General features: G+C 59.3%; 20 protein-coding genes. 12 read left to right on the top strand and 8 right to left on the bottom strand.

From position 1 onward, the window contains the following. Complete coding sequence (locus ACUNV4_RS03900; protein ID WP_430877184.1) at window positions 1-1,023, top strand: ABC transporter ATP-binding protein; 1,023 nt, start codon at window positions 1-3, stop codon at window positions 1,021-1,023. 5 nt (window positions 1,024-1,028) lie between these two features. After that, window positions 1,029-2,057, top strand: coding sequence for an ABC transporter ATP-binding protein (locus ACUNV4_RS03895; protein WP_430877183.1), 1,029 nt, complete (start codon window positions 1,029-1,031; stop codon window positions 2,055-2,057). A 66-nt stretch (window positions 2,058-2,123) separates the two neighbouring features. On the opposite strand, the gene ACUNV4_RS03890 is transcribed toward ACUNV4_RS03895, so the two are convergent. Further along, window positions 2,124-2,675, bottom strand: a complete 552-nt coding sequence (locus ACUNV4_RS03890) for a DUF1415 domain-containing protein (protein ID WP_430877182.1) — start codon at window positions 2,673-2,675, stop codon at window positions 2,124-2,126. A gap of 41 nt (window positions 2,676-2,716) precedes the next feature. Here ACUNV4_RS03890 and dapC point away from each other — a divergent pair, with 41 nt between their 5' ends. Beyond that, a complete protein-coding gene (dapC, locus tag ACUNV4_RS03885; protein ID WP_430877181.1) occupies window positions 2,717-3,907 on the top strand; it encodes a succinyldiaminopimelate transaminase in 1,191 nt (396 codons plus the stop codon). A 34-nt stretch (window positions 3,908-3,941) separates the two neighbouring features. Then, complete coding sequence (gene dapD / locus ACUNV4_RS03880; protein ID WP_430877180.1) at window positions 3,942-4,775, top strand: 2,3,4,5-tetrahydropyridine-2,6-dicarboxylate N-succinyltransferase; 834 nt, start codon at window positions 3,942-3,944, stop codon at window positions 4,773-4,775. 78 nt (window positions 4,776-4,853) lie between these two features. On the opposite strand, the gene ACUNV4_RS03875 is transcribed toward dapD, so the two are convergent. After that, a complete protein-coding gene (locus ACUNV4_RS03875) occupies window positions 4,854-5,768 on the bottom strand; it encodes a hydrogen peroxide-inducible genes activator (RefSeq protein WP_430877179.1) in 915 nt (304 codons plus the stop codon). A gap of 103 nt (window positions 5,769-5,871) precedes the next feature. Between ACUNV4_RS03875 and ACUNV4_RS03870 the strand changes: the two genes are divergently transcribed. Together ACUNV4_RS03870 and ACUNV4_RS03865 are read left to right on the top strand one after the other, a co-directional pair. Beyond that, window positions 5,872-6,315, top strand: a complete 444-nt coding sequence (locus ACUNV4_RS03870) for a Dps family protein (RefSeq protein WP_430877178.1) — start codon at window positions 5,872-5,874, stop codon at window positions 6,313-6,315. A 115-nt stretch (window positions 6,316-6,430) separates the two neighbouring features. Continuing rightward, on the top strand, window positions 6,431-6,787 hold the full coding sequence (locus ACUNV4_RS03865) for an ArsC family reductase (RefSeq protein ID WP_430877177.1): 357 nt from the start codon (window positions 6,431-6,433) through the stop codon (window positions 6,785-6,787). 48 nt (window positions 6,788-6,835) lie between these two features. On the opposite strand, the gene tsaB is transcribed toward ACUNV4_RS03865, so the two are convergent. From tsaB to guaB, 6 genes are all read right to left on the bottom strand, one after another. Further along, window positions 6,836-7,540, bottom strand: a complete 705-nt coding sequence (gene tsaB, locus ACUNV4_RS03860) for a tRNA (adenosine(37)-N6)-threonylcarbamoyltransferase complex dimerization subunit type 1 TsaB (protein ID WP_430877176.1) — start codon at window positions 7,538-7,540, stop codon at window positions 6,836-6,838. Next, complete coding sequence (locus ACUNV4_RS03855; RefSeq protein WP_430877175.1) at window positions 7,537-9,492, bottom strand: ATP-dependent DNA helicase; 1,956 nt, start codon at window positions 9,490-9,492, stop codon at window positions 7,537-7,539. Before ACUNV4_RS03855 ends, tsaB begins: the two co-directional genes overlap by 4 nt. Window positions 9,493-9,543: 51 nt before the next feature. Continuing rightward, a complete protein-coding gene (locus ACUNV4_RS03850; protein ID WP_430877174.1) occupies window positions 9,544-9,924 on the bottom strand; it encodes a hypothetical protein in 381 nt (126 codons plus the stop codon). 158 nt (window positions 9,925-10,082) lie between these two features. Beyond that, window positions 10,083-10,682, bottom strand: a complete 600-nt coding sequence (locus tag ACUNV4_RS03845; protein WP_430877173.1) for an OmpA family protein — start codon at window positions 10,680-10,682, stop codon at window positions 10,083-10,085. Window positions 10,683-11,244: 562 nt separating this feature from the next. Further along, entirely contained in the window at window positions 11,245-12,819 is a 1,575-nt protein-coding gene (guaA, locus tag ACUNV4_RS03840; protein ID WP_430877172.1) for a glutamine-hydrolyzing GMP synthase, read from the bottom strand. A gap of 5 nt (window positions 12,820-12,824) precedes the next feature. After that, window positions 12,825-14,285 carry an IMP dehydrogenase gene (guaB, locus tag ACUNV4_RS03835; RefSeq protein WP_430877171.1) on the bottom strand — a complete coding sequence of 487 codons (1,461 nt, stop codon included), beginning with the start codon at window positions 14,283-14,285 and terminating at the stop codon, window positions 12,825-12,827. Between the two features lie 80 nt (window positions 14,286-14,365). Between guaB and xseA the strand changes: the two genes are divergently transcribed. The 6 genes from xseA (at window position 14,366) to ACUNV4_RS03805 (ending at window position 21,982) form a co-directional block, all read left to right on the top strand. Further along, window positions 14,366-15,703: an exodeoxyribonuclease VII large subunit gene (gene xseA / locus ACUNV4_RS03830; RefSeq protein ID WP_430877170.1), complete on the top strand. Its 1,338-nt coding sequence runs from the start codon at window positions 14,366-14,368 to the stop codon at window positions 15,701-15,703. 494 nt (window positions 15,704-16,197) lie between these two features. Further along, on the top strand, window positions 16,198-16,650 hold the full coding sequence (gene dksA / locus ACUNV4_RS03825; RefSeq protein ID WP_430877404.1) for an RNA polymerase-binding protein DksA: 453 nt from the start codon (window positions 16,198-16,200) through the stop codon (window positions 16,648-16,650). Beyond that, a complete protein-coding gene (gene gluQRS, locus ACUNV4_RS03820; RefSeq protein ID WP_430877403.1) occupies window positions 16,608-17,555 on the top strand; it encodes a tRNA glutamyl-Q(34) synthetase GluQRS in 948 nt (315 codons plus the stop codon). Before dksA ends, gluQRS begins: the two co-directional genes overlap by 43 nt. After that, window positions 17,552-17,752: a UTP--glucose-1-phosphate uridylyltransferase gene (locus ACUNV4_RS03815; RefSeq protein WP_430877169.1), complete on the top strand. Its 201-nt coding sequence runs from the start codon at window positions 17,552-17,554 to the stop codon at window positions 17,750-17,752. The genes gluQRS and ACUNV4_RS03815 overlap by 4 nt, the downstream gene beginning before the upstream one ends. After that, window positions 17,742-20,663, top strand: coding sequence for an ATP-binding protein (locus ACUNV4_RS03810; RefSeq protein ID WP_430877168.1), 2,922 nt, complete (start codon window positions 17,742-17,744; stop codon window positions 20,661-20,663). The genes ACUNV4_RS03815 and ACUNV4_RS03810 overlap by 11 nt, the downstream gene beginning before the upstream one ends. Then, window positions 20,660-21,982, top strand: a complete 1,323-nt coding sequence (locus tag ACUNV4_RS03805) for a sigma-54-dependent transcriptional regulator (protein WP_430877167.1) — start codon at window positions 20,660-20,662, stop codon at window positions 21,980-21,982. Before ACUNV4_RS03810 ends, ACUNV4_RS03805 begins: the two co-directional genes overlap by 4 nt. Window positions 21,983-22,097 lie beyond the last annotated feature (115 nt).

The raw sequence follows: 22,097 nt of genomic DNA, 5'->3' as shown, positions 1-22,097 counted from the left end.
GTGCAGACAAGGAACACAGACAGTCTTGGCGAATCGCCCCTTCTGTCCATCAGTAATCTGACCACAGAGTTCAAGGTTCGCGGCAGCTGGCATGCCGCCGTACGCAATGTCTCGCTGGATGTTCATTCCAATGAAACCCTGGCCATCGTGGGCGAATCCGGGTGCGGCAAGAGCATGACGGCCATGTCCATCATGCAGCTTTTACCCGAACATGGCTGCCGCATCCGCCAGGGCGAGATCCGATTTTCCGGCAGGGATATGCTCTCACTACAGGAAAGGGAGCTGCAGACTCTACGCGGCAATCGCCTGGCCATGATATTTCAGGAACCGATGACGGCATTGAATCCGGTACTGCCCATTGGCCTGCAGGTAGCAGAACCACTGATGTTTCACCGCATGATGTCGGAACGCGAAGCTCGAAAGGAAGCCGTCAGCCTGCTCGAGCAGGTCGGCATAGCCGCCGCGGCAAGACGTCTTGATGACTACCCGCATGAATTCTCTGGCGGCATGCGTCAGCGCGTCATGATCGCCATGGCTCTGGCCTGCAACCCGGATATCCTGATCGCCGATGAGCCTACCACGGCACTGGACGTCACCATTCAGGCGCAGGTGCTGAACCTGCTGGCACAGCTGAAGGCTGACCGCGGCATGGGTATGATCCTCATTACTCACAGCCTGGGTGTGGTTGCTGCAGTAGCCGATCGTGTTGCCGTCATGTATGCCGGCGAAGTGGTGGAAACTGCACCAGTGGCGGAGATATTCTCGCATCCGGCTCACCCTTACACCGAAGCGCTCATTCGCTCCATACCCCGCTCGGACCGTGACATCGCAGCCATCAAGCCCATCGGCGGCGCGGTGCCTTCGATCGATCAGATGCCAGCGGGTTGTCGGTTCGCGGATCGATGCCCGATCAGTGAGTCCCGCTGCCACCTGGAGAGCCCACCGATAACTTCCGTGCAAGGGTCAAGCACACACCTGGCGCGCTGCTGGCTCCGGGCAGACGCCGCCGTTGACAGCGAATGAACAAGATGACGACACCCTCCAAAGCGCCGCTGGTACAGGTGCGTGATTTGCAGAAGTTCTTCACGACTCAACGTGGCCCCTTCGGCCGCGCCGGCGATACAGTGCGTGCCGTGGATGGCGTCAGCTTCAACGTCGATCGTGGTGAGTCCTATGGACTGGTCGGTGAATCCGGCTGTGGCAAATCCACCGTAGGCCGACTGGTGCTGCGACTACTCGACCCTGACGCCGGCGGCCTTGTCTTCGATGAACACGACATCACTCATTCATCCAGACCGGAGCTGCGCAAATTCCGCCAGCGCATGCAGATGGTTTTCCAGGACCCCTATTCATCGCTCAACCCGCGCATGCGGGTGGGCAGGATTCTTGAAGAATGCCTGAAGGTACATGGCACTGTTGAGCCGCAACAACGTGGCAATCGCGTCGCCGAGTTGCTGACTGAAGTCGGCTTGTCGCCTGCCGCGGCAGAACGCTATCCGCACGAGTTTTCAGGAGGTCAGCGGCAACGTATCGCACTGGCTCGGGCACTGTCGGTTGATCCGGAATTCATTGTCGCGGATGAACCGGTCAGCGCACTGGATGTGTCCATTCAGGCGCAGATGCTGGAACTGATGAAGAATCTGATGGAACGGCGCAATCTGTCCATCCTGTTCATCTCCCACGATCTGGGAGTGGTTCGTTACTTCTGCCAGCGCCTGGCGGTCATGTACCTGGGACGTATTGTGGAAAAGGGCCGTGTCCCGGAGATATTCGACAAACCCCTGCACCCCTACACTCAGGCTCTGCGTGGTGCCTCACCGATTCCGGATCCGGCTCTGGGTCAGCAGCTGGAAAAACTTGACGGCGAAGTCCCCTCAGCCAGCGCCCCACCCGACGGCTGCCATTTTCACCCGCGCTGCCCACGGGCTACCGAGTACTGTCGTCAGCTGTATCCGGCATGGATAAACGTCGATGAGGAGCGCGCTGTCGCCTGCCATCTGTATGACCCTGAACTTTCCGACAAGATGGCGCCGGAAAAGCGTCTGAGACAAGATTGAAGAAAAAAAAGGACAAACCGAGACTGGCAAGTTCACCAACTGAGCATTGACCTTCCCGCGCCGCCGTCAGTGCCCTCGTTCCAGCAACTTCAGCACACCCGCCAGTCCCAGTTGTTCCAGGCGGTCGATATTGCGTTGCGGAATACTGTCCGGATCCGGATGGCTGTCTACCGCCTTTTCCACACTGTCCTCCTGCAGCAGGTGCAGGATCGGAAAGGGTGCACGATTGGTCCAGTTGCTGACATCGTCCTTGTCGGTACCATCGAACTGGTAATCCGGGTGAAAGCTGGCGATCTGCAGAATGCCATCGAACTCCAGATCTTCGAACAGGGCTTCGGCCAGAGCCAGCAAGTCCAGATAGTCATCAAAATCCTCGAAGCCCGCGGGCAGAACCAGCAAGGTAGTTCGCTCTTCCTCATTGTCTACCAGGCGATGCGCTTCATCGGATAATTGCTGCAGGCATTGTTCGGTGCTGCTGTCGGCGGCAACCACGATGCTGACCTGTCCGCGCCGCCTGGCTGCATTGGCAAACGGACACAGGTTCTGGCCGATGACCATGGCATCGAGCCAGTGCTCGATGGTGGCGGTGATGTCATTCACGGGCAAGTTGTTGCTCAAGTCGGGCTCTTGTGATTCAGGTCTGCCGTTATAATAGAGCAATGACAAACCCTGAACTCGACTTGTTGCAACCCTACCCGTTCGAGAAGCTGCGCAAGCTGCTCGATGGCATCACGCCCGCAGACCTGCCTGCGGTGTCCCTGTCCATCGGCGAACCCAAGCATCCGGCCCCCCAGTTCGTTCTGGATGCCATGCAGGCTGCAGCGCGGACGGTAGAGAAATATCCCACCACCCGCGGCATCGATGAACTGCGCCAATCGATTGCCAACTGGCTGTGTCAGCGTTACGCACTGACCGGTGCCGACGCTCTGGCGGAACACCACATACTGCCCGTCAACGGTACACGCGAAGGCCTGTATGCCATCGCCCAGTGCGTACTGGACAGAAGCCGGCACGATCGCCAGGTGCTGATGCCCAACCCCTTCTATCAGATCTACGAAGGTGCGGCCCTGCTCGCCGGCTGCACACCGGAATTCTACGCCATTGACGAAAATGCCGATGCCAACCTGGATGCCATCAGCGATGCGCAGTTTGCGGCCTGCCAGATGATCTATCTTTGCACACCCGGCAATCCCACTGGCGCCGTGGTCTCCGAAGCCGCCCTGAAGCGCCTGATCCGCAAGGCGCAGCAACACGATTTCATCATCATCAGTGACGAGTGCTACAGCGAAATCTACCGTGAAGCCTCCGGCCCACCCTGCGGCCTGTTACAGGCGGCTCACGCCATGGGGCTTGACGACTACGAGCGTTGCCTGGTCTTCCATTCGCTCTCGAAGCGATCCAACCTGCCGGGCCTGCGCTCCGGTTTCGTCGCTGGCGACGCCACTCTCATCAAACGCTTCGTCGAATACCGCACTTACCAGGGATGCTCCATGTCAGGCTTCGTTCAGGCTGCCAGCATCGCCGCCTGGAATGATGAAACGCATGTCAGCGAAAATCGAGCAGCCTATGATGAGAAATACCAGGCCGTCACCGACATCCTGAATCCGGCATTGACCGTCAGCACCCCGCCCGCCGGCTTCTACCTGTGGCCGGAGCTGCCCGTCGATGATCAGCAGTTCACGCAGCGTCTGCTGGCAGAATTCAATGTGCGCGCGGTTCCCGGCAGCTACCTGGCCAGGGCCCCGGGCAGAGACAATTACAACCCGGGCGCCAATCATCTGCGACTGGCGCTGGTAGCCCCACTGGATGACTGCATCACGGCAGCGCAACGTATCGTCCAGTGTCTTTAAATCAATCATTCACCCACTACTGAGAACCCACACAATGAGCGAACTCGAAAGCATCATCAATGATGCCTGGGAAAACCGTGCCGATATCACCACCGCACAGGCTGACGGCGAAATCGGCAAGGCTGTCGAACAAGCCATTGCACTGCTGGATTCAGGCAAGGCTCGTGTCGCCGAGCCTCTGGGTGCCCCCGGCGAGTGGCAAGTGAACGAGTGGCTGAAGAAGGCCGTATTGCTCTCGTTCCGGCTGCGTGACAATGCGCCCATCCAGGCGGGTGGTTTCACTCAATTCTACGACAAGGTGCCGGGCAAGTTCACCGACATGAGTACCGAGGAATTCGCCGCCTCTGGCGTGCGCGTCGTCCCGCCGGCCATGGCCCGCAAAGGCAGCTATGTGGCTCCCAACACAGTGCTGATGCCCTCCTACGTCAATATCGGTGCGTATGTCGATTCCGGCACCATGGTCGATACCTGGGCCACGGTGGGTTCCTGTGCACAGATCGGCAAGAATGTGCATCTGTCCGGTGGTGTCGGCATCGGTGGCGTGCTCGAGCCCTTGCAGGCATCTCCCACCATCATCGAGGACAACTGCTTTGTCGGTGCGCGCTCCGAAGTCGTGGAAGGCGTGATCGTGGAAGCCGGCTCTGTCATCTCGATGGGTGTCTACATCGGCCAGAGCACGCGCATCTATGACCGTGAGCGCGATGAAGTGAGCTACGGCCGCATTCCTGCAGGCTCGGTGGTTGTTTCCGGCAATCTGCCGTCGGACAACGGAAAGTACAGCCTGTATTGCGCTGTCATCGTCAAGCGAGTGGATGAAAAGACGCGTAGCAAGGTTGGTATCAACGAACTGCTGCGTCTGGCTGACTGATTCACCGCAGCCTGTCCCGATCACTGATCGGGACGCCAGCCTGCCTGTCCGGAACCATAACGCAAGGCGATCTCGCCGTCATGCCATGGTCTGATGGATGGGAGATCGATCCTGGCTGGCTGCCAGGATCCCGGCTATTGATCGAAACAAGGTATTGTGCGGCGAACTCTTGCGCCAGGCCAGCGCGATGGTTCGTGGGCAGGCATCCGGCAAGGGCACCAGATCGATAGCGGCATGTGCCGCCACCCCACCATCGATCGCCAGTTCCGGCAACAGGGTGACACCCAGGCCCTCTGACACCATTGCCACCAGAGTAAGCAGGCTGGTGGCCGCAAAACTGTCATCCAGTGACAACTCATGGCCGGGAAACGCCGCCAGGGCATGTCGCTGCAGGCAATGCCCGCTTTCCAGCAGCATCAGATCCCGGCCACGAAACAGGGAATCTCTAACCTCCTCGCCGGACTCCTTCGACTCCGTTCTGGCCACGGCCAGTTGATAACCGTCGTCGAACAATGTCACATGTTCCAGATTGGCGATATCAAATGGCAGGGCAATCAGCGCCATGTCCAGCCGGCCTGAAGCAACCCCTTCAACCAGACTTTCCGTCACCTCCTCACGCAGATAAAGACCAAGGTCGGGAAATCGTCGACGGATTGCCGGCAGCGCTGCCGGCACGAGGTAAGGCCCGACCGTGGGTATCGCCCCCAGAGTGAATTTTCCCTGCTCGGGATTCGAGTGCGCGCTGGCCACGCTCTCGATTTCCGAGACACGATGGAGTACATCCTTCGAGCGTTCCACGATCTCGCGACCGATCGGGGTCAACATGACGCTGTGCCGCGTCCGTTCGACCAGGGCGACGCCCAGGCGATCCTCCAGCTCCCTGATACCGGAACTCAATGTCGGCTGAGTGACGAAAGCCAGTTCCGCAGCCCTGGAGAAGTTCAGGGTTGCAGCCAGTGCCGCCAGAAATCGAAGTTGCTGCAAGGTGATCATGATAGACACACTCGATTACGAACATTCAAATTATCAATTTCATGAATATTCATTCATACCATATAGTCTCGTCTCAAGAACAGAGACGAGGCGAAAAATGTCAATGAACGGAACGAATCAGAAGACTGTCGACAACTTGCGACACGTATTGGGACAGACTTTCAATCTGTATTTCCAGACTCAGAGCTATCACTGGAATGTGGAAGGCCCGAACTTCCGCCAACTCCACGGCCTGTTCGAAGAGCAGTACACCGAGTTGTCAGGGGCGCTGGATGACATCGCGGAACGCATCCGTATTCTGGGTGCCCTCGCTCCGGTATCCGTTGCAGAAATGATGTCCTACGCCGGTGATGACGCGGCCCCTGCCCACAGTGCTGCGGACATGATCTCGAATACCATCACGGCCCATCGTACCCTCGCCGACACCCTGCGGCAAGCGATTGCCCAGGCAGCCGATGAAGGCGATGAGGTCACGGCCGGCCTGCTGACGGACCGCCTGGCGACTCACGAGAAGACCCTCTGGATGCTGCAAGCCAGTCAGAAATGAGCCCGGTTGCAACAGCCAGAGCACCAGTGGCGACAGAAAAGATCCGGCTTCAAAAAATCATCTGACTGGTGTACAAGATAGCCCTTCCGCAAACGACCATTCCAGTGTGTGACTCATGAAACAGGCCTCTATCCGGATATTCGGCATCCCCAACTGCGACACGATGAAAAAGGCGCGTAAATGGTTGGTGGAACATGACATCGAACATGAGTTTCACGACTACAGGAAAGCCGGTATCGACGAGGAGAGGCTTCGAGACTGGATCGCTGTCACGGGTTGGGAGATCCTGTTGAACCGCCGCGGCACCACCTGGCGAAACGTACCGCAAGAGACCAAGGACAACATCGATGAGGCCACGGCCATCGAACTGATGCTGGACAACCCGAGCATCATCAAGCGGCCGGTGTTGACGATGGAAGATCGCATCGAAGTCGGTTTCAAACCCGAGCTCTACGCGGGCATCTTCGCCTAGGCAGTCAGACCCTTTCATGGCGACAGCGGCTGACGGTCAACGCATCCGTCAGTCGCATCTTGCCAGCGCGGCACGCTCAGCCGTGGTCTGCGCCACCTTGTCGCGCAGGTAGACCGGCGCTGCCTGTTCGGCAGGCAACAGCGCCGAAGTCGAAACAGCCGCCAAACCCAGCCTCAGCAGATCCTGCGCCATCGGCCAGCAGTCGGCATGAATACGCGCATCCAGCGCCGAGGCCAGTACCTGCTCCCGATAGCGTTCAGCCCCGGAACCCGCCCAGCACCAGTCACTGCCTGTCGGCAAGTCAGGCACCTGCCCGGGCGCGACCAGCATCTCATCGATGACCGGTTGCATCACGCCTTCATCGTCACAGGCAAAGGCGGCGAAATACACTTCATCCATGCGCGCATCCAGACTCACGGCGACGTGAGTCTCGCCATGAACCCGGTAGCATCCCTGCGCCAGCGACTGCAACGTGGAAACGCCATGCACACCGGCGTCGGCTCCCAGCGCGATACCCTGGGTCACAGCCACTCCGATTCGCACACCGGTAAAACTGCCCGGACCACGACCGAATATCACGCCATCGATCTGCGCGGGTGCCATACCCGCGCGATTCATCAGGGCATCAACCATCGGCAACACCAGCACACCATGTTGCTGTGCGGCGATGCGGTGATCCAGCAGCAGCTCGCCATCAACGGACAAGCCGACCGAACAGGCATCCGTGGAGGTTTCAATGGCCAGCAGGTTCATGATTGTGCAACTTCCTCATCCAGGACTTGCCTGGCCGATTGGTAGAATTCCTGGACTTCATCCAGACCACGCGTGATGGGCATGGGTGGCAGGCTGGTGATGAACACCTCACCGTAATGACGACTGCGAATGCGTGGATCGCACAGCATCAGTACACCGCGATCGGTTACATCACGAATCAATCGCCCGACACCCTGCTTCAGTGCGATGGCTGCCTGCGGCATCTGGAACTCGAAGAACGGATTGCCGCCTGCCCGTTTCATGTGGTCGATACGAGCACTCATGACCGGGTCACCGGGAGATCCGAATGGCAATTTATCGATCACCACCAGAGACAGGGCATCACCACGCACGTCCACACCTTCCCAGAAACTGCTGGTACCCAACAACACCGCATTGCCGACGGCCTGAAAGGCTTCGATGAGCTCTCGCTTGGGCATCTGCCCCTGCACCAGTATCGGGTAATCGACCTGACCTTCCAGTAGTCGCTCCGCTTCGTGCAGGGCTCGATAGCTGGTGAACAGCAGAAAGGCGCGCCCCTCACTGGCCTGCAACACCGGCTTGATCTTCTCCACGATGGCCGAGGTATAGGTGGCGTGTTGGGGTTCCGGCAGACCTTCCGGCAGATACAGCAAGGCGTTGTGCCGATAATCGAACGGACTATCCACCTGCAGCTCGCGACAATCTTCCAGCCCCAGCTGACTGCTGAAATGACTGAAGTCCCCACCCACGGCCAGCGTTGCCGAGGTAAAGACCCAGCTGGACGTCATCGCCTCCATGGCCTTCTGAAACGGGGTGGCGACCGTCATCGGAGTCATGTTCAGGCTGAAGCCGTTACGGAAGGTTTCATACCAGTGCACATACTCGCCATCAGCCGGATTCTGGACAAATCGTTTCAGTGTCTCGGCATGCTGCAAGGCACGCTTGTGACAGCTCTCGAGCCCCTTGCCGCGACTGGCTCCTTCAGCCAAGGCCTCTTCAAGAGAGCCAAGCAGGATGGTCAGCCGCTCCAGCTCACGCTCGATCGCAGCGGTATCCTTCATTGTCACCCAGGCATCGCGCCCCGGCTCGATGGGAAAGGCCAGCCGAAAATGCCGAATGCCGGTCTCCAGTTCCTGCGCCAGATCACGCAGCTCTCGCATGTCCGGGGCTTCGTGCAATTGCTCGCCGACCGTGTCGCGGGCCAGATCCAGTATCTGGCGGCTGCTGAACTTGTGCCCGAAGAACTGTGCAGCAATATCAGGCAGCTGATGTGCTTCATCAATGACAAAACCATTGGCGCTGGGCAGCAGCTCCCCGAAACCCTGCTCCTTGAGCGCCAGATCAGCCGATAACAGATGGTGGTTGATCACCACGATGTCCGACTCCTGCGCCTTCTTGCGGGCATGGTGAACGTAACAGTCTTCCAGATCCTCGAACTCGTGCTTGGAACAGAACTCGATGTTGGACACCACGAAGCTCCAGGCCATGGAGTCTTCCGGCACGTTCATCACCTCAGCGATGTCGCCGGTGGTGGTTCGGCGCGCCCAATCGGCAATGAGACGCAGATGTTGCTGGTGCTTCTCATCGAGCAGGGCCGGATTGCGCATCGCACGCTCGAGACGGTGCTTGCACAGATAATTGGCTCGCCCTTTCAGCAGGCTGGTTGACACCCCCGAAGACAGAGCTTTCTTGATCAACGGCAGATCACTGTAAAACAGCTGATCCTGCAGATGACGTGTTCCGGTGGAGATGATGATGCGCTGACCGGACAGAATTGCCGGCACCAGATAGGCGAAGGTCTTGCCGGTGCCGGTACCAGCCTCACCGACCAGCACGGAACCCTTTTCGAGCGTGCTGAAGATGGCCTCAGCCAGGTGCTGCTGTTCCGCGCGTGGCGCAAAGCCTTTCAGATGTCTGGCAATCGGCCCATCCTGGCCAAGCACATCCGTTATCGAATCAATCATGTCCATTGCCGGTGCCTCCTTGCTCCGGGTGGCAGCTGCGCATCGGCAGCCTGTCTCTTATCGGTATTGGTATTCTTGCACTTTCCTGTGCGCGCTCCTGACACCCAGCAGATCACCTCGGACCTGACGAGCCTGTTCGATGATGAGCCAGTTGCGATACAGCAGGGTTCTGTCGTCCGGACTGGCGAAGGCATTGGACTTGGACGCATAACTCTCCGCCAGAGCCGCCTCCAGAGCATCCAGTTGCAGCTCGGCCGCACGACTCCACAGCAGTGGATTCTGCGGACTGACATCCAGTGCTTCGTACACCAGTTTCAGGGCCAGAGCGTCCTGTCCGGACTGACGAGCCTTTTCGGCCGCCGACCACAGTTGCGCCACCTGCTGGTCATCGGTATCACCTCGGGCGATATCGTCGGCGGGCGGCGGCGTATCAGGCACAAGTGCGTGATCATTGGCAGCTGGCGTACTCGCGCACGCATGGAGAAACAGCACTGAGCACAATACGACTAATGCCTGTACCGATCGTCTGGGGGATGAAGTAAGGATGATCATGTTGTCCTGGGAGTCTGCAGGCGCATTTTGCCTAGCTTATTCGGCTACAGCAAGCCTTCCACCATGTTGATCTCGATTCTGCGGTTCTGTTCCCTGCCCTCGGCGGTTGCATTGGCGGCCCGAGGGCGGCTTTCACCGTAGCCAAAAGGCTTGATGCGATCGGGAGACATCCCCTGCGACACCATGTAACGCACGACCGACAACACGCGCTGTTTGGACAGTTCCAGATTGTCTGCGGCCGAGCCGCGGTTGTCCGTATGGCCTTCCACCGTGATCATTGTATCCGGATATCGCAGCAGCGCATCGACCATCTTGCTCAGAATCAGGCGGGATTCGACCGACAGGTCCGATTCATTGGGCTCGAATTTCAGCCCTTCGATCACCCCTGTGACAATTTCACAACCTGAGGAATCCACCAGAGCGCCGGAGGTGGTATCCAGGCACCGGTCGCCGATATCGGCGATTCCGTCGCGGTCTTTGTCCTCATCCACTCTCTGCGCAACCGGTTCGATCTTGCCGCTTGTCGACAAGGCCGGCTCCGGCAGACTGACGCTCTCGACGCTGCCTGTCGGCGCCTTCCCGGATGCACAGCCAACTACGATCTGTACAGCGCCGAGCAAAACGGCCCATCTGATGGTGTTCATGGTGCTGGTTCGTTCTCTTTTCATTCGCTTGTCCACGGCCAGGTTTACAACGCCGATTCAGCATGATCGCGCTGATGATTGTCAACAGACGCGGCAAAGGATGATTGCCACTCGATGCAATCGAGCAGCCTCACACCCAGCCCGGTGCTCACGTCCCCTTCCGGATCTGCCCCTGGCACGTCATCATCCAGGGTGATGTAACAGGACCTGCATCAGAGCGTGGCTGCATGTGAATCATATCCGCAGCCTTCTCATCCGGCACAGTGTGCTGAATCGAAGTCGGTACGAACTCCACATGGTTCATGAGCAACGTCTCCATCGAGATCCCGCGGCGTATAGATAACGCTGGTAATCCACCATCCGTGCCATCCGGGCCACCTGCGACGTCGAATTGGTTATCAGGCTGCCCGCCATCATCATCGACAGTGCTCACCACCAGATCAACAGTCTGTGTCGTCCAGAGGCAATACACTCACTATACCGAGCCCGCCAGACAGCCGAACGAATACGCAAGACACGCCGTCCGGCCCGTTTTCTTCGGGCAGAACGACGCGACCACACACTACTCCCACTCGATCGTCGCGGGCGGCTTGCTCGAAATGTCGTAGGTCACCCGGGAGATACGCGGAATGGAATTGCAGATGGTGCGGGATACCTCATCGAGAAAGTCCCACGGCAACTGCGCAGCCCTGGCCGTCATGAAGTCGATGGTCTCGACGGCCCGCAGAGCCACCACGTAGTCGTAGCGACGCCCATCACCGGTGACACCCACGGACTTGATCGGCAGGAAGACGGTGAAGGCCTGTGACACCTTGTTGTACAGATCATGACGCAACAGGGCGTTGATGAAAATGGCATCGGCTTCGCGCAGGATATCGGCATATTCCTTCTTCACTTCACCTAGAATACGCACGCCAAGACCCGGCCCCGGAAACGGGTGACGCTGCACCATGATCGGTGGCAGGCCGAGATCGACCCCGATGGTGCGCACCTCATCCTTGAACAGCTCGCGCAGTGGTTCGACCAGCTTGAGGCGCATTTCGCTCGGCAATCCACCGACATTGTGATGCGACTTGATCAGATGCGCGCTGCCGGAGGTGCTCGCTGCCGATTCGATGACATCGGGGTAGATGGTGCCCTGCGCCAGCCACTTGGCATTCTTCAGCTTCGCCGCCTCTTCCTCGAAGATTTCGACAAACAGATTGCCGATGATCTTGCGCTTGGCTTCCGGATCGGTCACGCCAGCCAGTGCCTCCATGAATCGATCCTGGGCGTTGACCCGGATGACATGTACGCCCATGTTATCGGCAAAGGTCTGCATGACCTGATCGCCTTCGTGCAGACGCAGCAGCCCGTTGTCCACGAACACGCAGGTCAGCTGCTTGCCGATTGCCTTGTGCAGCAGGGCAGCGACCACCGAGGAATCAACACCACCGGACAATGCCAGTATCACTTCATCCGCGCCCACCGTTTCCTGCACTCGCGCCACGGCATCGTCGATGATGTTGTCCGGCGTCCACAGGCCATCACACTGGCAGATATCCAGCACGAATCGACGCAGAATCTCCGCCCCCTGAGTCGTGTGGGTAACCTCCGGGTGAAACTGGATACCGTAGCGGCCCGCGGCTTCATTGGCGATGATGGCACCGGGTGCATTGGCACTGGTGCCGATCAGCGTGAACCCTTCCGGCAACTGCTCGACCCTGTCCCCGTGACTCATCCAGACATCCAGCTGCGCCTTGCCATCGCTGGAGTGATCCTGTAAACCGTCGAACAGACGAGCCCTGTCCTGCAGTGTGACACGTGCGTGGCCGAATTCACTGTGAGCCGCCTGTGCCTGTACCTCACCACCCAACTGATGCACCATGGCCTGCATGCCATAGCAGATGCCCAGAATGGGTACATCCAGCCCCAGCACGGCTGACGGGATGGTCGGTGAGCCTTCCTGAATGACAGACTCCGGTCCACCCGACAGGATCACACCTCTTGGCTGGAACTCCCTGACCACCTGGTCGCTGATGTCCCAGGGATGAATCTCGCAATAGACTCCGGATTCGCGAACACGCCGCGCTATCAGCTGAGTGGTCTGCCCACCGAAGTCGAGAACCAGTATTCGTTGATCGTGCAAGTCGGTCATGGCAATCAGCTGATCCGGTAGTTGGGGGCTTCTTTGGTCATCTGCACATCGTGCACATGGCTCTCGCGCATGCCGGCACCAGTGACCCGCACGAAGGTGGCGTCACGTTTCATGCTGGCGATATCGGGCGCGCCACAGTAACCCATACTGGAACGCACACCGCCGACCATCTGATGCACGATGGCGGACATGGGGCCCTTGTAGGGCACACGACCTTCGATGCCTTCGGGCACCAGCTTGTCTTCCACATCCTCGTCATCCTGAAAATAGCGATCACTGGAACCGGCGCGCATCGCACCAACCGAACCCATGCCACGATAGGACTTGTAGGAGCGCCCCTGATACAACACGACCTCACCCGGCGCTTCCTCGGTACCGGCAAACATGCTGCCGACCATGACCGACGAGGCACCCGCGGCAATGGCCTTGGCCATGTCACCGGAGAAACGAATGCCGCCATCGGCAATCAGTGGCACATCGGTATCCGCCAGAGCGGTCGCCACATTGTGAATGGCAGTGATCTGCGGTACACCCACACCGGCCACAATGCGCGTGGTGCAGATCGAGCCCGGACCGATACCCACTTTCACGCCGTCAGCGCCGCGTGCCACAAGATCGGTAGCCGCCTCGGCAGTGGCAATATTGCCGCCGATGACCTGTACGGAAGAAAAGTTTTCCTTGATCCAGGCAACCCGGTCCAGCACGCCCTGGGAATGGCCATGAGCGGTGTCGACAATCAGTACATCCACACCTGCCTGCACCAGTTGAGCAACCCGCTCATCGGTATCGGCCCCCGTACCCACGGCAGCCCCTGCCAGCAAACGGCCCTGTGTGTCCTTGCAGGCATTGGGAAAGTCCTGCGCCTTGCGGATGTCCTTGACCGTGATCATGCCGCGCAGTTCGAAGTTGTCATTGACCACCAGCACCTTTTCGATACGGTGCTTGTGCAACTGCTCGATAGCTTCGCTGCGAGGCGCATCTTCATGCACGGTGACCAGCCGATCGCGCGGTGTCATGATGGCCGAGACCGGTTGATCCAGTCGAGTCTCGAAGCGCAGGTCGCGCTGTGTGACGATACCGGCCAGCGTCTGCCCCTCGACAACCGGCAAGCCGGAGATGCCATGCTGGGCAATCATGTCCATCACTTGACGGATGGTGGTAGAGGGTGAAATGGTGATGGGTTCGGTCACGACACCGCTTTCGTGCTTCTTCACTCGTGACACTTCCATCGCCTGACGCTCGATGGACAGATTCTTGTGAATGATACCGATACCGCCTTCCTGCGCCAACGCTATTGCCAGCGGTGATTCGGTGACGGTATCCATTGCCGCTGAGAGCAACGGAATGTTGAGTCGCAGTGACCGGGTGAGTTGGGTTGACAGGTCGACATCGCGCGGCAGAACCTGCGAATGTCGGGGAGTCAGCAGTACATCGTCGAAAGTGAGAGCTTCCTGGGAGACCAGCATCGAAAAGCAACCTTGAGCAGAGACAGGATGCGGGCGAAGTATACAGTGATTACGAGCTCTGCCGGTGTATGCTTAACCTTGTGGATAAAAAGATTTATACAGTCAGTCGCCTCAACCAGGAGGTGCAGAAGCTACTGGAATCGGGCTTTGGCACGCTCTGGCTACAGGGAGAGCTGTCAAATTTCAGTCGCCCGTCGAGTGGTCACTACTATTTTTCCCTGAAGGACAGTCAGGCGCAGATTCGCTGCGCCATGTTCAAGGGACGCAATCGATTTCTGGATTTTCGGCCAGAGAGCGGCGATGCCGTGGTGGTTCGCGGCAAGCTCGGCCTGTATGCCGCTCGTGGCGACTACCAACTGATTGTCGAACACATGGAACCGGCGGGCGCCGGAAAACTGCAGGCCGCCTTCGAGGCCACCAAACGAGAGCTCGACAAGCGCGGCTGGTTCGACCAGGAAAACAAACAGCCCTTGCCGGCACTGCCGCAGACCATCGGCGTGGTCACCTCCCCCACCGGCGCGGCGCTGCGCGATGTGCTGCACGTGCTGGCGCGACGTTACCGGCAGGCCGATATCATCATCTACCCGACGCTGACCCAGGGTGCCAGTGCGGCCCCGGCCATTGTCAGAGCGTTGCAAACCGCCAACCGTCGCGCCGAGACCGATGTCCTGCTGCTGGTGCGTGGTGGTGGCTCGCTGGAGGATCTCTGGGCCTTCAACGAGGTAGCCGTCGCCGAAGCCATCAGGAACAGCCGGATTCCCGTCGTCGCCGGCATCGGCCATGAGGTGGACATCAGTATCAGTGATCTGGTTGCCGATCTGCGCGCACCGACACCCTCGGCCGCTGCCGAACTGGCCACCCCCGACACCAGCAGCCTGCAACACCGTCTGAGCTCGACCACCCGCCGCCTGCATCGTGCAGCACTGGGCAGACTCGGCAGCAGCCAGCAACGCCTGTCACAGCAGGTGGCGCGACTGCAACTGCGACATCCGCAACGCCGGCTGAACGAACAGCTGCAACGGGCCGACGAACTGGAAATGCGCCTGGCCAGAGCCTGGCAGTCACGACTGCAGCGTCATCAGTCCCGTTTGCAGGGTCTGCGGGCCAGTCTGGACGCTCATTCCCCCGCCATGCAGCTGACTCGGCACCAGGCGCGCTGGCAGGCACTGGACTCACGCCTGAACGTGGCCATGTCAAGTCGCCAGACGTTCGCCCGCTCGCGCTTCGAATTGTTGGCACGAGCCCTGCACGGGGTTAGCCCGCTTGCCGTTCTGGACCGAGGTTATGCACTGGTAATGGCGAAGGGAAAACTGGTGACGCAGGCCTCCAGTCTCGCGCCAGGCGATGAAATCAGTGCACGCTTCTCAAAAGGAGAAATCAGCGCTATCGTGAAGTCTGGTAACACATCAGAACAGTGAATATTACATGGACACAAGTTGCTTTTCTGGTTTATTACTGGTAAAACGCAGCGCTGCGAATTTCCTGACAGGTGCATGTCGTCAAACGGTAAACGATACGTCAAGTGCAGTTTCTGGCAGTCGTGCAGCTGGCACTTCGAATTCACGGAAGCACAGCGGTAGTACGAACGCCGAGTAAGGATTCCACGGAGAACACGATCTTGTCCACTTCAGCCGACAGCAAGTCATCCAAGAAAAAGGTATCCAGCAAGAAAAAGGCATCCAGCAAGAAGAAGGCTGCGAAGAAAAGCACTGCCGGGAAAACGGCCAGCAAGAAGACGACAGGCGAAAAAGGCGCCGTCGAAAAATCCGCGACTCCTGCGGAGCCGGATCAAGCGATCGACAGCGCTACCGGGTCAGCGGAAGAAACATCATCCTCAACGAAGGGTTCAAAGAAGACAGTGCCAGTATCCAAGACAAAGAAAACCACCTCTGCATCAACGGCTCCGAATGATATGGATTACGACGAGAATGATGGAGACAACGGAGAACTGGAAACCACCAGCAAATCCACCGTTGTGCCCTACGAGCGTGGCAATGGCCACTACATGGACGCCGAGCAGCTGGCCCATTTCAGTCAGAAGCTGGCGGAGTGGAAGCAACAGCTGATGGAAGAAGTGGACCGTACCGTGGGCCACATGAAAGACGATGCCACCAACTTTCCCGACCCCAACGATCGCGCCACTCAGGAAGAAGAGTTCAGCCTGGAACTGCGTACCAGGGATCGTGAGCGCAAGCTGATCAAGAAGATCAACGAAGCCCAGAAGCGCATCGACGACGATGAATACGGCTATTGCCAGACCTGTGGCATCGAGATCGGTGTCAACCGGCTTGAAGCTCGTCCAACAGCAGAATTGTGCATTGACTGCAAGACGCTCGAAGAGATTCGAGAGCGGCAGACTGCCTGATCTGCGACACACCAACCCCGGGCTGTCGGAATGACGATCTGACGGCTCGGGCGGTAGGTCGATTTGCCCCCTCGCCTACCGGATTGCTGCATCTGGGCTCCCTGCTGGCCGCCCTGGCCAGTTACTGCGACATTCGCAGCCGCCGGGGTCTCTGGCAATTGCGCATTGATGATATCGATGGGCCACGCTCCATGCCCGGATCGGCCGATGCCATCCGCAGAACGCTGGAAGCTCTGGGCTTTGAATGGGATGGCCCGATACGATGGCAAGGCAGCCGCCTCGACCTCTACCAGACTGCCCTGCAGAGCCTGATCGACAAGGGTCTGGTTTTCGCCTGTCAGTGCAGTCGCAAGAGCCTGCCTCGCGGTGAAATCTACCCCGGTCATTGTCGCGCCAACCGGATCGAGGCCTTCCCGGTCGCCGATCATGCCCTGCGTGTGCGACTCGTCGGCCAGGTCGCGTTTCACGATGCGGTTCAGGGGCTGCAGGAATTTGACCTGAGCCGCGATGTTGGCGATAGTATCGTCTGGCGCCGCGATGGCCTGGTGTCCTACGCACTGGCCTGTGCCGTGGACGATGCCGACGAGGTCACGCATGTGGTCCGAGGCGCCGATCTTCTGACAGGCACCGGAGCGCAATTGGGCATCATCAAGGCACTGGATCTGACACCACCGGACTATGCACATGTCCCGGTTGCACTGGACGCCAATGGCGACAAGCTGAGCAAGCATTCCCTGGCTCCTCCTGTCGACGAATCCGACCCGCTGGAAATCCTGCAACGCACCTGGCAACTGCTCGGTCAGCAGACATTGACAGACATCGGCACCGTGACCGATTTCTGGCAACAGGCCATACCTGCCTGGCAGATGAGCCGCGTACCGCGCACCCGGCAAATGAGCGTGTGAACCAGCGCCCTCTGCCCACCGATCACAGCCTGCTGATATTCCTGCTGGCGCTGTTTCTGGTCAACTCACCGCTCAGGCAATGGTGGTCAACCCTGTCACTGCCCTGGTATGCCATGTACCTGCCATGGCTGCTGATCATTGCCCTGCTGGCACTGAACCAGCATCGCCAGAAACGGAACCTCGACCGTGGGGATTGACCTTGCGTTTCTGTTCGTCATTGCGCTGAGCTACCTCGGCCTGCTGTTCGTCATTGCCTGGTGTACGGAACGAGGCTGGCTCCCTGACCGGCTGATACGCTCGCCACTGATCTACTCGCTGTCACTGGGTGTCTACGCCACCTCATGGACCTACTACGGCAGCGTCGGCCTGGCCGATACCAGCGGCTATGCATTTCTCAATATCTATCTCGGTCTGACCGGTGCCTTCATACTCGGTCCCTATCTGCTGCGTCCACTGCTGCGTCTGTGTCGGGAACATCAGCTGACCTCGCTGGCCGATCTGCTGGCATTTCGCTATGGCGGCCGGGCCACCGGCTTTGCCGTCACCCTGTTCATGCTGTTCGGCATTCTGCCCTATATCTCATTGCAGATCAGGGCCGTCACCGAATCCATTCAGGTACTGAGCCAGAGAGCGCCCCCCAATCTGCTGGCACTGGCTTTCTGCGCCGGGATCACCGGCTTTGCCATCCTGTTCGGTGCCCGCCACCTGACGCCACGTGAAAAACACCACGGTCTGGTGGTGGCCATTGCCTTCGAGTCTGCCATCAAGCTGATCGCCATGGTGGTGGCCGGCCTGTTCGCCGTCACCCAGGTGTTCGAGTCGCCTCTGGCGATGAGCCGCTGGGCGGACAGCCAGCCGGGCATGGTCGCCGAGTTGTACGCACCGGCCACTGCCGGACTGTGGCCAACTCTGCTGCTGCTGTCGTTCTGCGCCGCCTTCACGCTGCCGCGCCAGTACCACATGACCTTTACCGAGAATGAAAACCCGAAGCACCTGAATACCGCCTACTGGCTGTTTCCGCTATACCTGCTGATCCTGAACCTGCCGATCATTCCCATCCTGTTTGCCGGACGCTATCTGTCATTGTCCATGGAAGCGGACTTCTACGTACTGGGCATGACGCTGACTCTGGGGCGCGAATGGCTGGCCATCCTGGTCTTTCTCGGTGGTCTGTCGGCTGCCAGCGCCATGATGATCGTCACCACGCTGGCGCTGTCCTCGATGTGCATGAACCACTTCCTGCTGCCGGCGGCCCTGTCTGTCAACCGCCCCCGTGATTTCTACCGGCGCCTGCTGTGGGGCCGGCGTCTGGTGATTGCCGCGATCATCGCGGCAGGCTATGGCTTCTACATCATCATCGAGCTGCAGGAAGGTCTGGCAAGTCTCGGACTGATTTCCTTCGTCGCCGCCGCACAGCTGTTGCCGGGAATCATCGGCTTGCTGTTCTGGGCTCGTGCCACGCAGGCCGGTTTCATTGCCGGCTTGAGTGGGGGTGCTCTGGTCTGGTTCTTCCTGCTGATCCTGCCGCTGATGGTCAACCGCTTCGACCCGGTGCAGTGGCTGGCCCCGGACACGGACATCTGGACCCTGACCACAACGGCAACTCTCAGCATCAACTGCCTGCTGTTCGTGCTGGGCTCACTGCTGAGTCGGCCCTCCGAGGATGAAATTGCCGCATCACAGGCCAGCAATGCCTATGCAGGGCTGGCTTCGGGCGCCACGATCGCGCAATCGGTCGTGCATTATCGCTATGCCCTGCGCCAGGCCCTGGGCAGCGAAGTGGCTCGCGACGAGATAGCCCGGGCGCTGCAGGAGACCGGGATCGGCAAGAAGGAGACACGCCGCTCCGAACTGCGTGTCCTGCATGAACGTCTGGAACGCAATCTGACCGGCCTTCTGGGTCCGACCCTGGCGCGCGAGATACTGCGCCGGCAGCCGGGCAGTCATGACGGCCTGCTGAGCAACACACCCGATGCCCGCATGCTCGAACGCCGGTTGCAGACATCGCGTGAACAGATGCGTGGTCTGACCAAGCAGCTGGATGACCTGCGACAGTATCTGCAGGATGTGCTCAGACAACTGCCACTGGGCGTGTGCTCCATATCCGCCAACGGGCAGATCTATATCTGGAACTCGGCCATGCAGACGCTGACCGGCATCGCTGAACGCGACGCCTATGACAAGTCGCTGGATCAGCTCGAGGCCCCCTGGGGACCGTTGCTGGCAGACTTTGCCCGCTCCAGCGACGATCACCAGTTCCGCCGCAAGGCGTTCCCGGGCGATCGCCCGACCACCGTGAACCTGCACAAGGCCGATCTGGGTGCCGATATCGGCATGTCCGCCGACGCCCTGCCCGGCCAGGTCATACTGATGGAAGATCGCACCGACCTGGACAAGCTCGAAGCCGAGCTGGCACACAATGAGAGACTGGCCTCCATCGGACGACTGGCGGCCGGTGTTGCCCACGAGATCGGCAATCCGCTGACCGGCATCGCCAGCATCGCGCAGAACCTGCCTGACGATATCGATAACAGCGATCAGGAACCGCTGGTTCGGGAACAGACCGATGACATCCTCACCCAGGTTGCCCGAATCAACTCGATCCTGCGCTCTCTGCTGACTTTCTCGCATGCCGATGCCGTCGCGGAAAAGCCCTACGAGGCGGTGGATGTCAGCGACTGCATTCGAGAAGCCGTGCGCCTGGTCAGCCTGTCACCCGACACGCGCCAGCTGAACATCGAGATGAGTCTGCCAGATTCGGTCCTGGTCAACGGCGATTCGAATCTGCTGATGCAGGTGTTCGTCAACCTCATCAACAATGCCTGCCACGCCTCACCGGCAGGATCCAGCATCATCATTCAGGGCACCATTCAGGATGCCATGCTGGTGGTCGAAACCATTGATCAGGGCAGCGGTGTACCGCCGGAAATCCGCGATCACGTGTTCGAGCCGTTCTTCACCACCAAGCCCGTCGGCCAGGGGACCGGCCTGGGCCTGTCGCTGGCATACAGCATCGTGACAAACCACAATGGTCGATTGCGTATCGGCGACAGCGAACAGGGCACGCGTATGATAGTGACTCTACCCCTTTATGACAGTGATTCATGAAAAGACTGCTGCTCGTAGAAGATGAAGAAGTCATTCTCAAGGCCTTGCGCCGTTTGCTTGAGCGTAATCATTTCATCGTCGAGACAGCCACTACCGTTGAGCAGGCCATTGCCGCCCAGCCTCGCTCCTTCGATCTGATCCTCGCAGACCTGCGATTGCCCGGTGACGAGGGCACCAGCGTCATTCCACTGGCCGATCCGGTACCGGTGATCATCATGACCAGCTTTGCCAGCGTACGCTCTGCCGTCGATGCGATGCGCCATGGGGCCATCGACTACATCGCCAAACCGTTTGATCATGACGAGCTGCTGATGGTCATTCAACGAGCTCTGATGCAGAACCTGATGCAGGCGCAGAATCGCGCCCTGCGCCTGGATGTGCAGCGCATACAGCCCTGCCAGCAACCCCTCAAGGGCACGGCACTGGATGACATGCTGAGCCAGCTGGAAGACCGCAAGGACGTTCAGCCCTTCCTGCACCTGCACGGCGAACGAGGTACCGATCGAGAACGCCTGGCACGCCTCGTTCACGCCAACAGCAGTCGCTGCGATGCGCCCTTCGTCGTGGCTGACGTCGGCGCCGATACGGCCAGCTCCGATGCCATGGCTCTGTTGGGCAACAGCGGCGAGGTTCCACTGGATGAACTGCCACGTGGTGGACTGTTGCAGGCGGCCCACAATGGCACTCTGGTGCTTCGCCACCCGGAGAACCTGTCTACCGAGTCTCAGGAAAGGCTGGCAGAAGTACTGGAACAGGGGGCCGTCGACCTGCCAGGCAGCAGTCATCGACGCTCCATCAACGTCAAGATCATCACGATCGGTCTCGAGTCGATCGAAACCCTGCTGGCCAGTGGACAGCTGGTGCCGCAGCTGGGCAACCTGTTCGTGCATGATCAGTGCGCCGTCCCGCCATTGCGACAGCGCCGAGACGACATTCTGCCTCTCGCGCAGCAACAGTTGCGCACCATGGAACGTCGTCAGGGTTTCCCGCGAAAGAAATTGAGCGCCGATGCCGAAGCGGTGCTGCGTGCCAATGACTGGCCCGGCAATGTGGCTGAACTGGACAATGTGATCAGCCGCGCGGTGTTTCTGGCCAGCGGCAACACCATCAGCAGCGACAACCTGGGGCTGGGTGAAGGCGCCCTGAGTGAACGCAACATGAGTCTCGACGAGTACTTTCGGTATTTCGTGATTCGCAACCAGATGCATCTGTCCGAGACCGAACTGGCCGCCAGACTGGGGATCAGCCGCAAGGCCCTGTGGGAGAGGCGTACCAGGATGGACTTGCCGCGCAGCTCTGCCGAAGAACTGCCCGGTTGACGACTGACTCTCGGGGACTACAGCAAACTGTGAGTGATTTCAAGCTCCTGAGGGACTTGGATTTACCACATTCACTTTGTTTGACTCATTCTCGCTGAAGGGTACACTGCCGACA

The sequence above is a fragment of the Granulosicoccus sp. 3-233 genome (assembly GCF_052681095.1).
The sequence above is the reverse complement of the archived record's forward strand: the minus strand, read 5'-3'. Positions and strand labels throughout refer to the sequence as shown.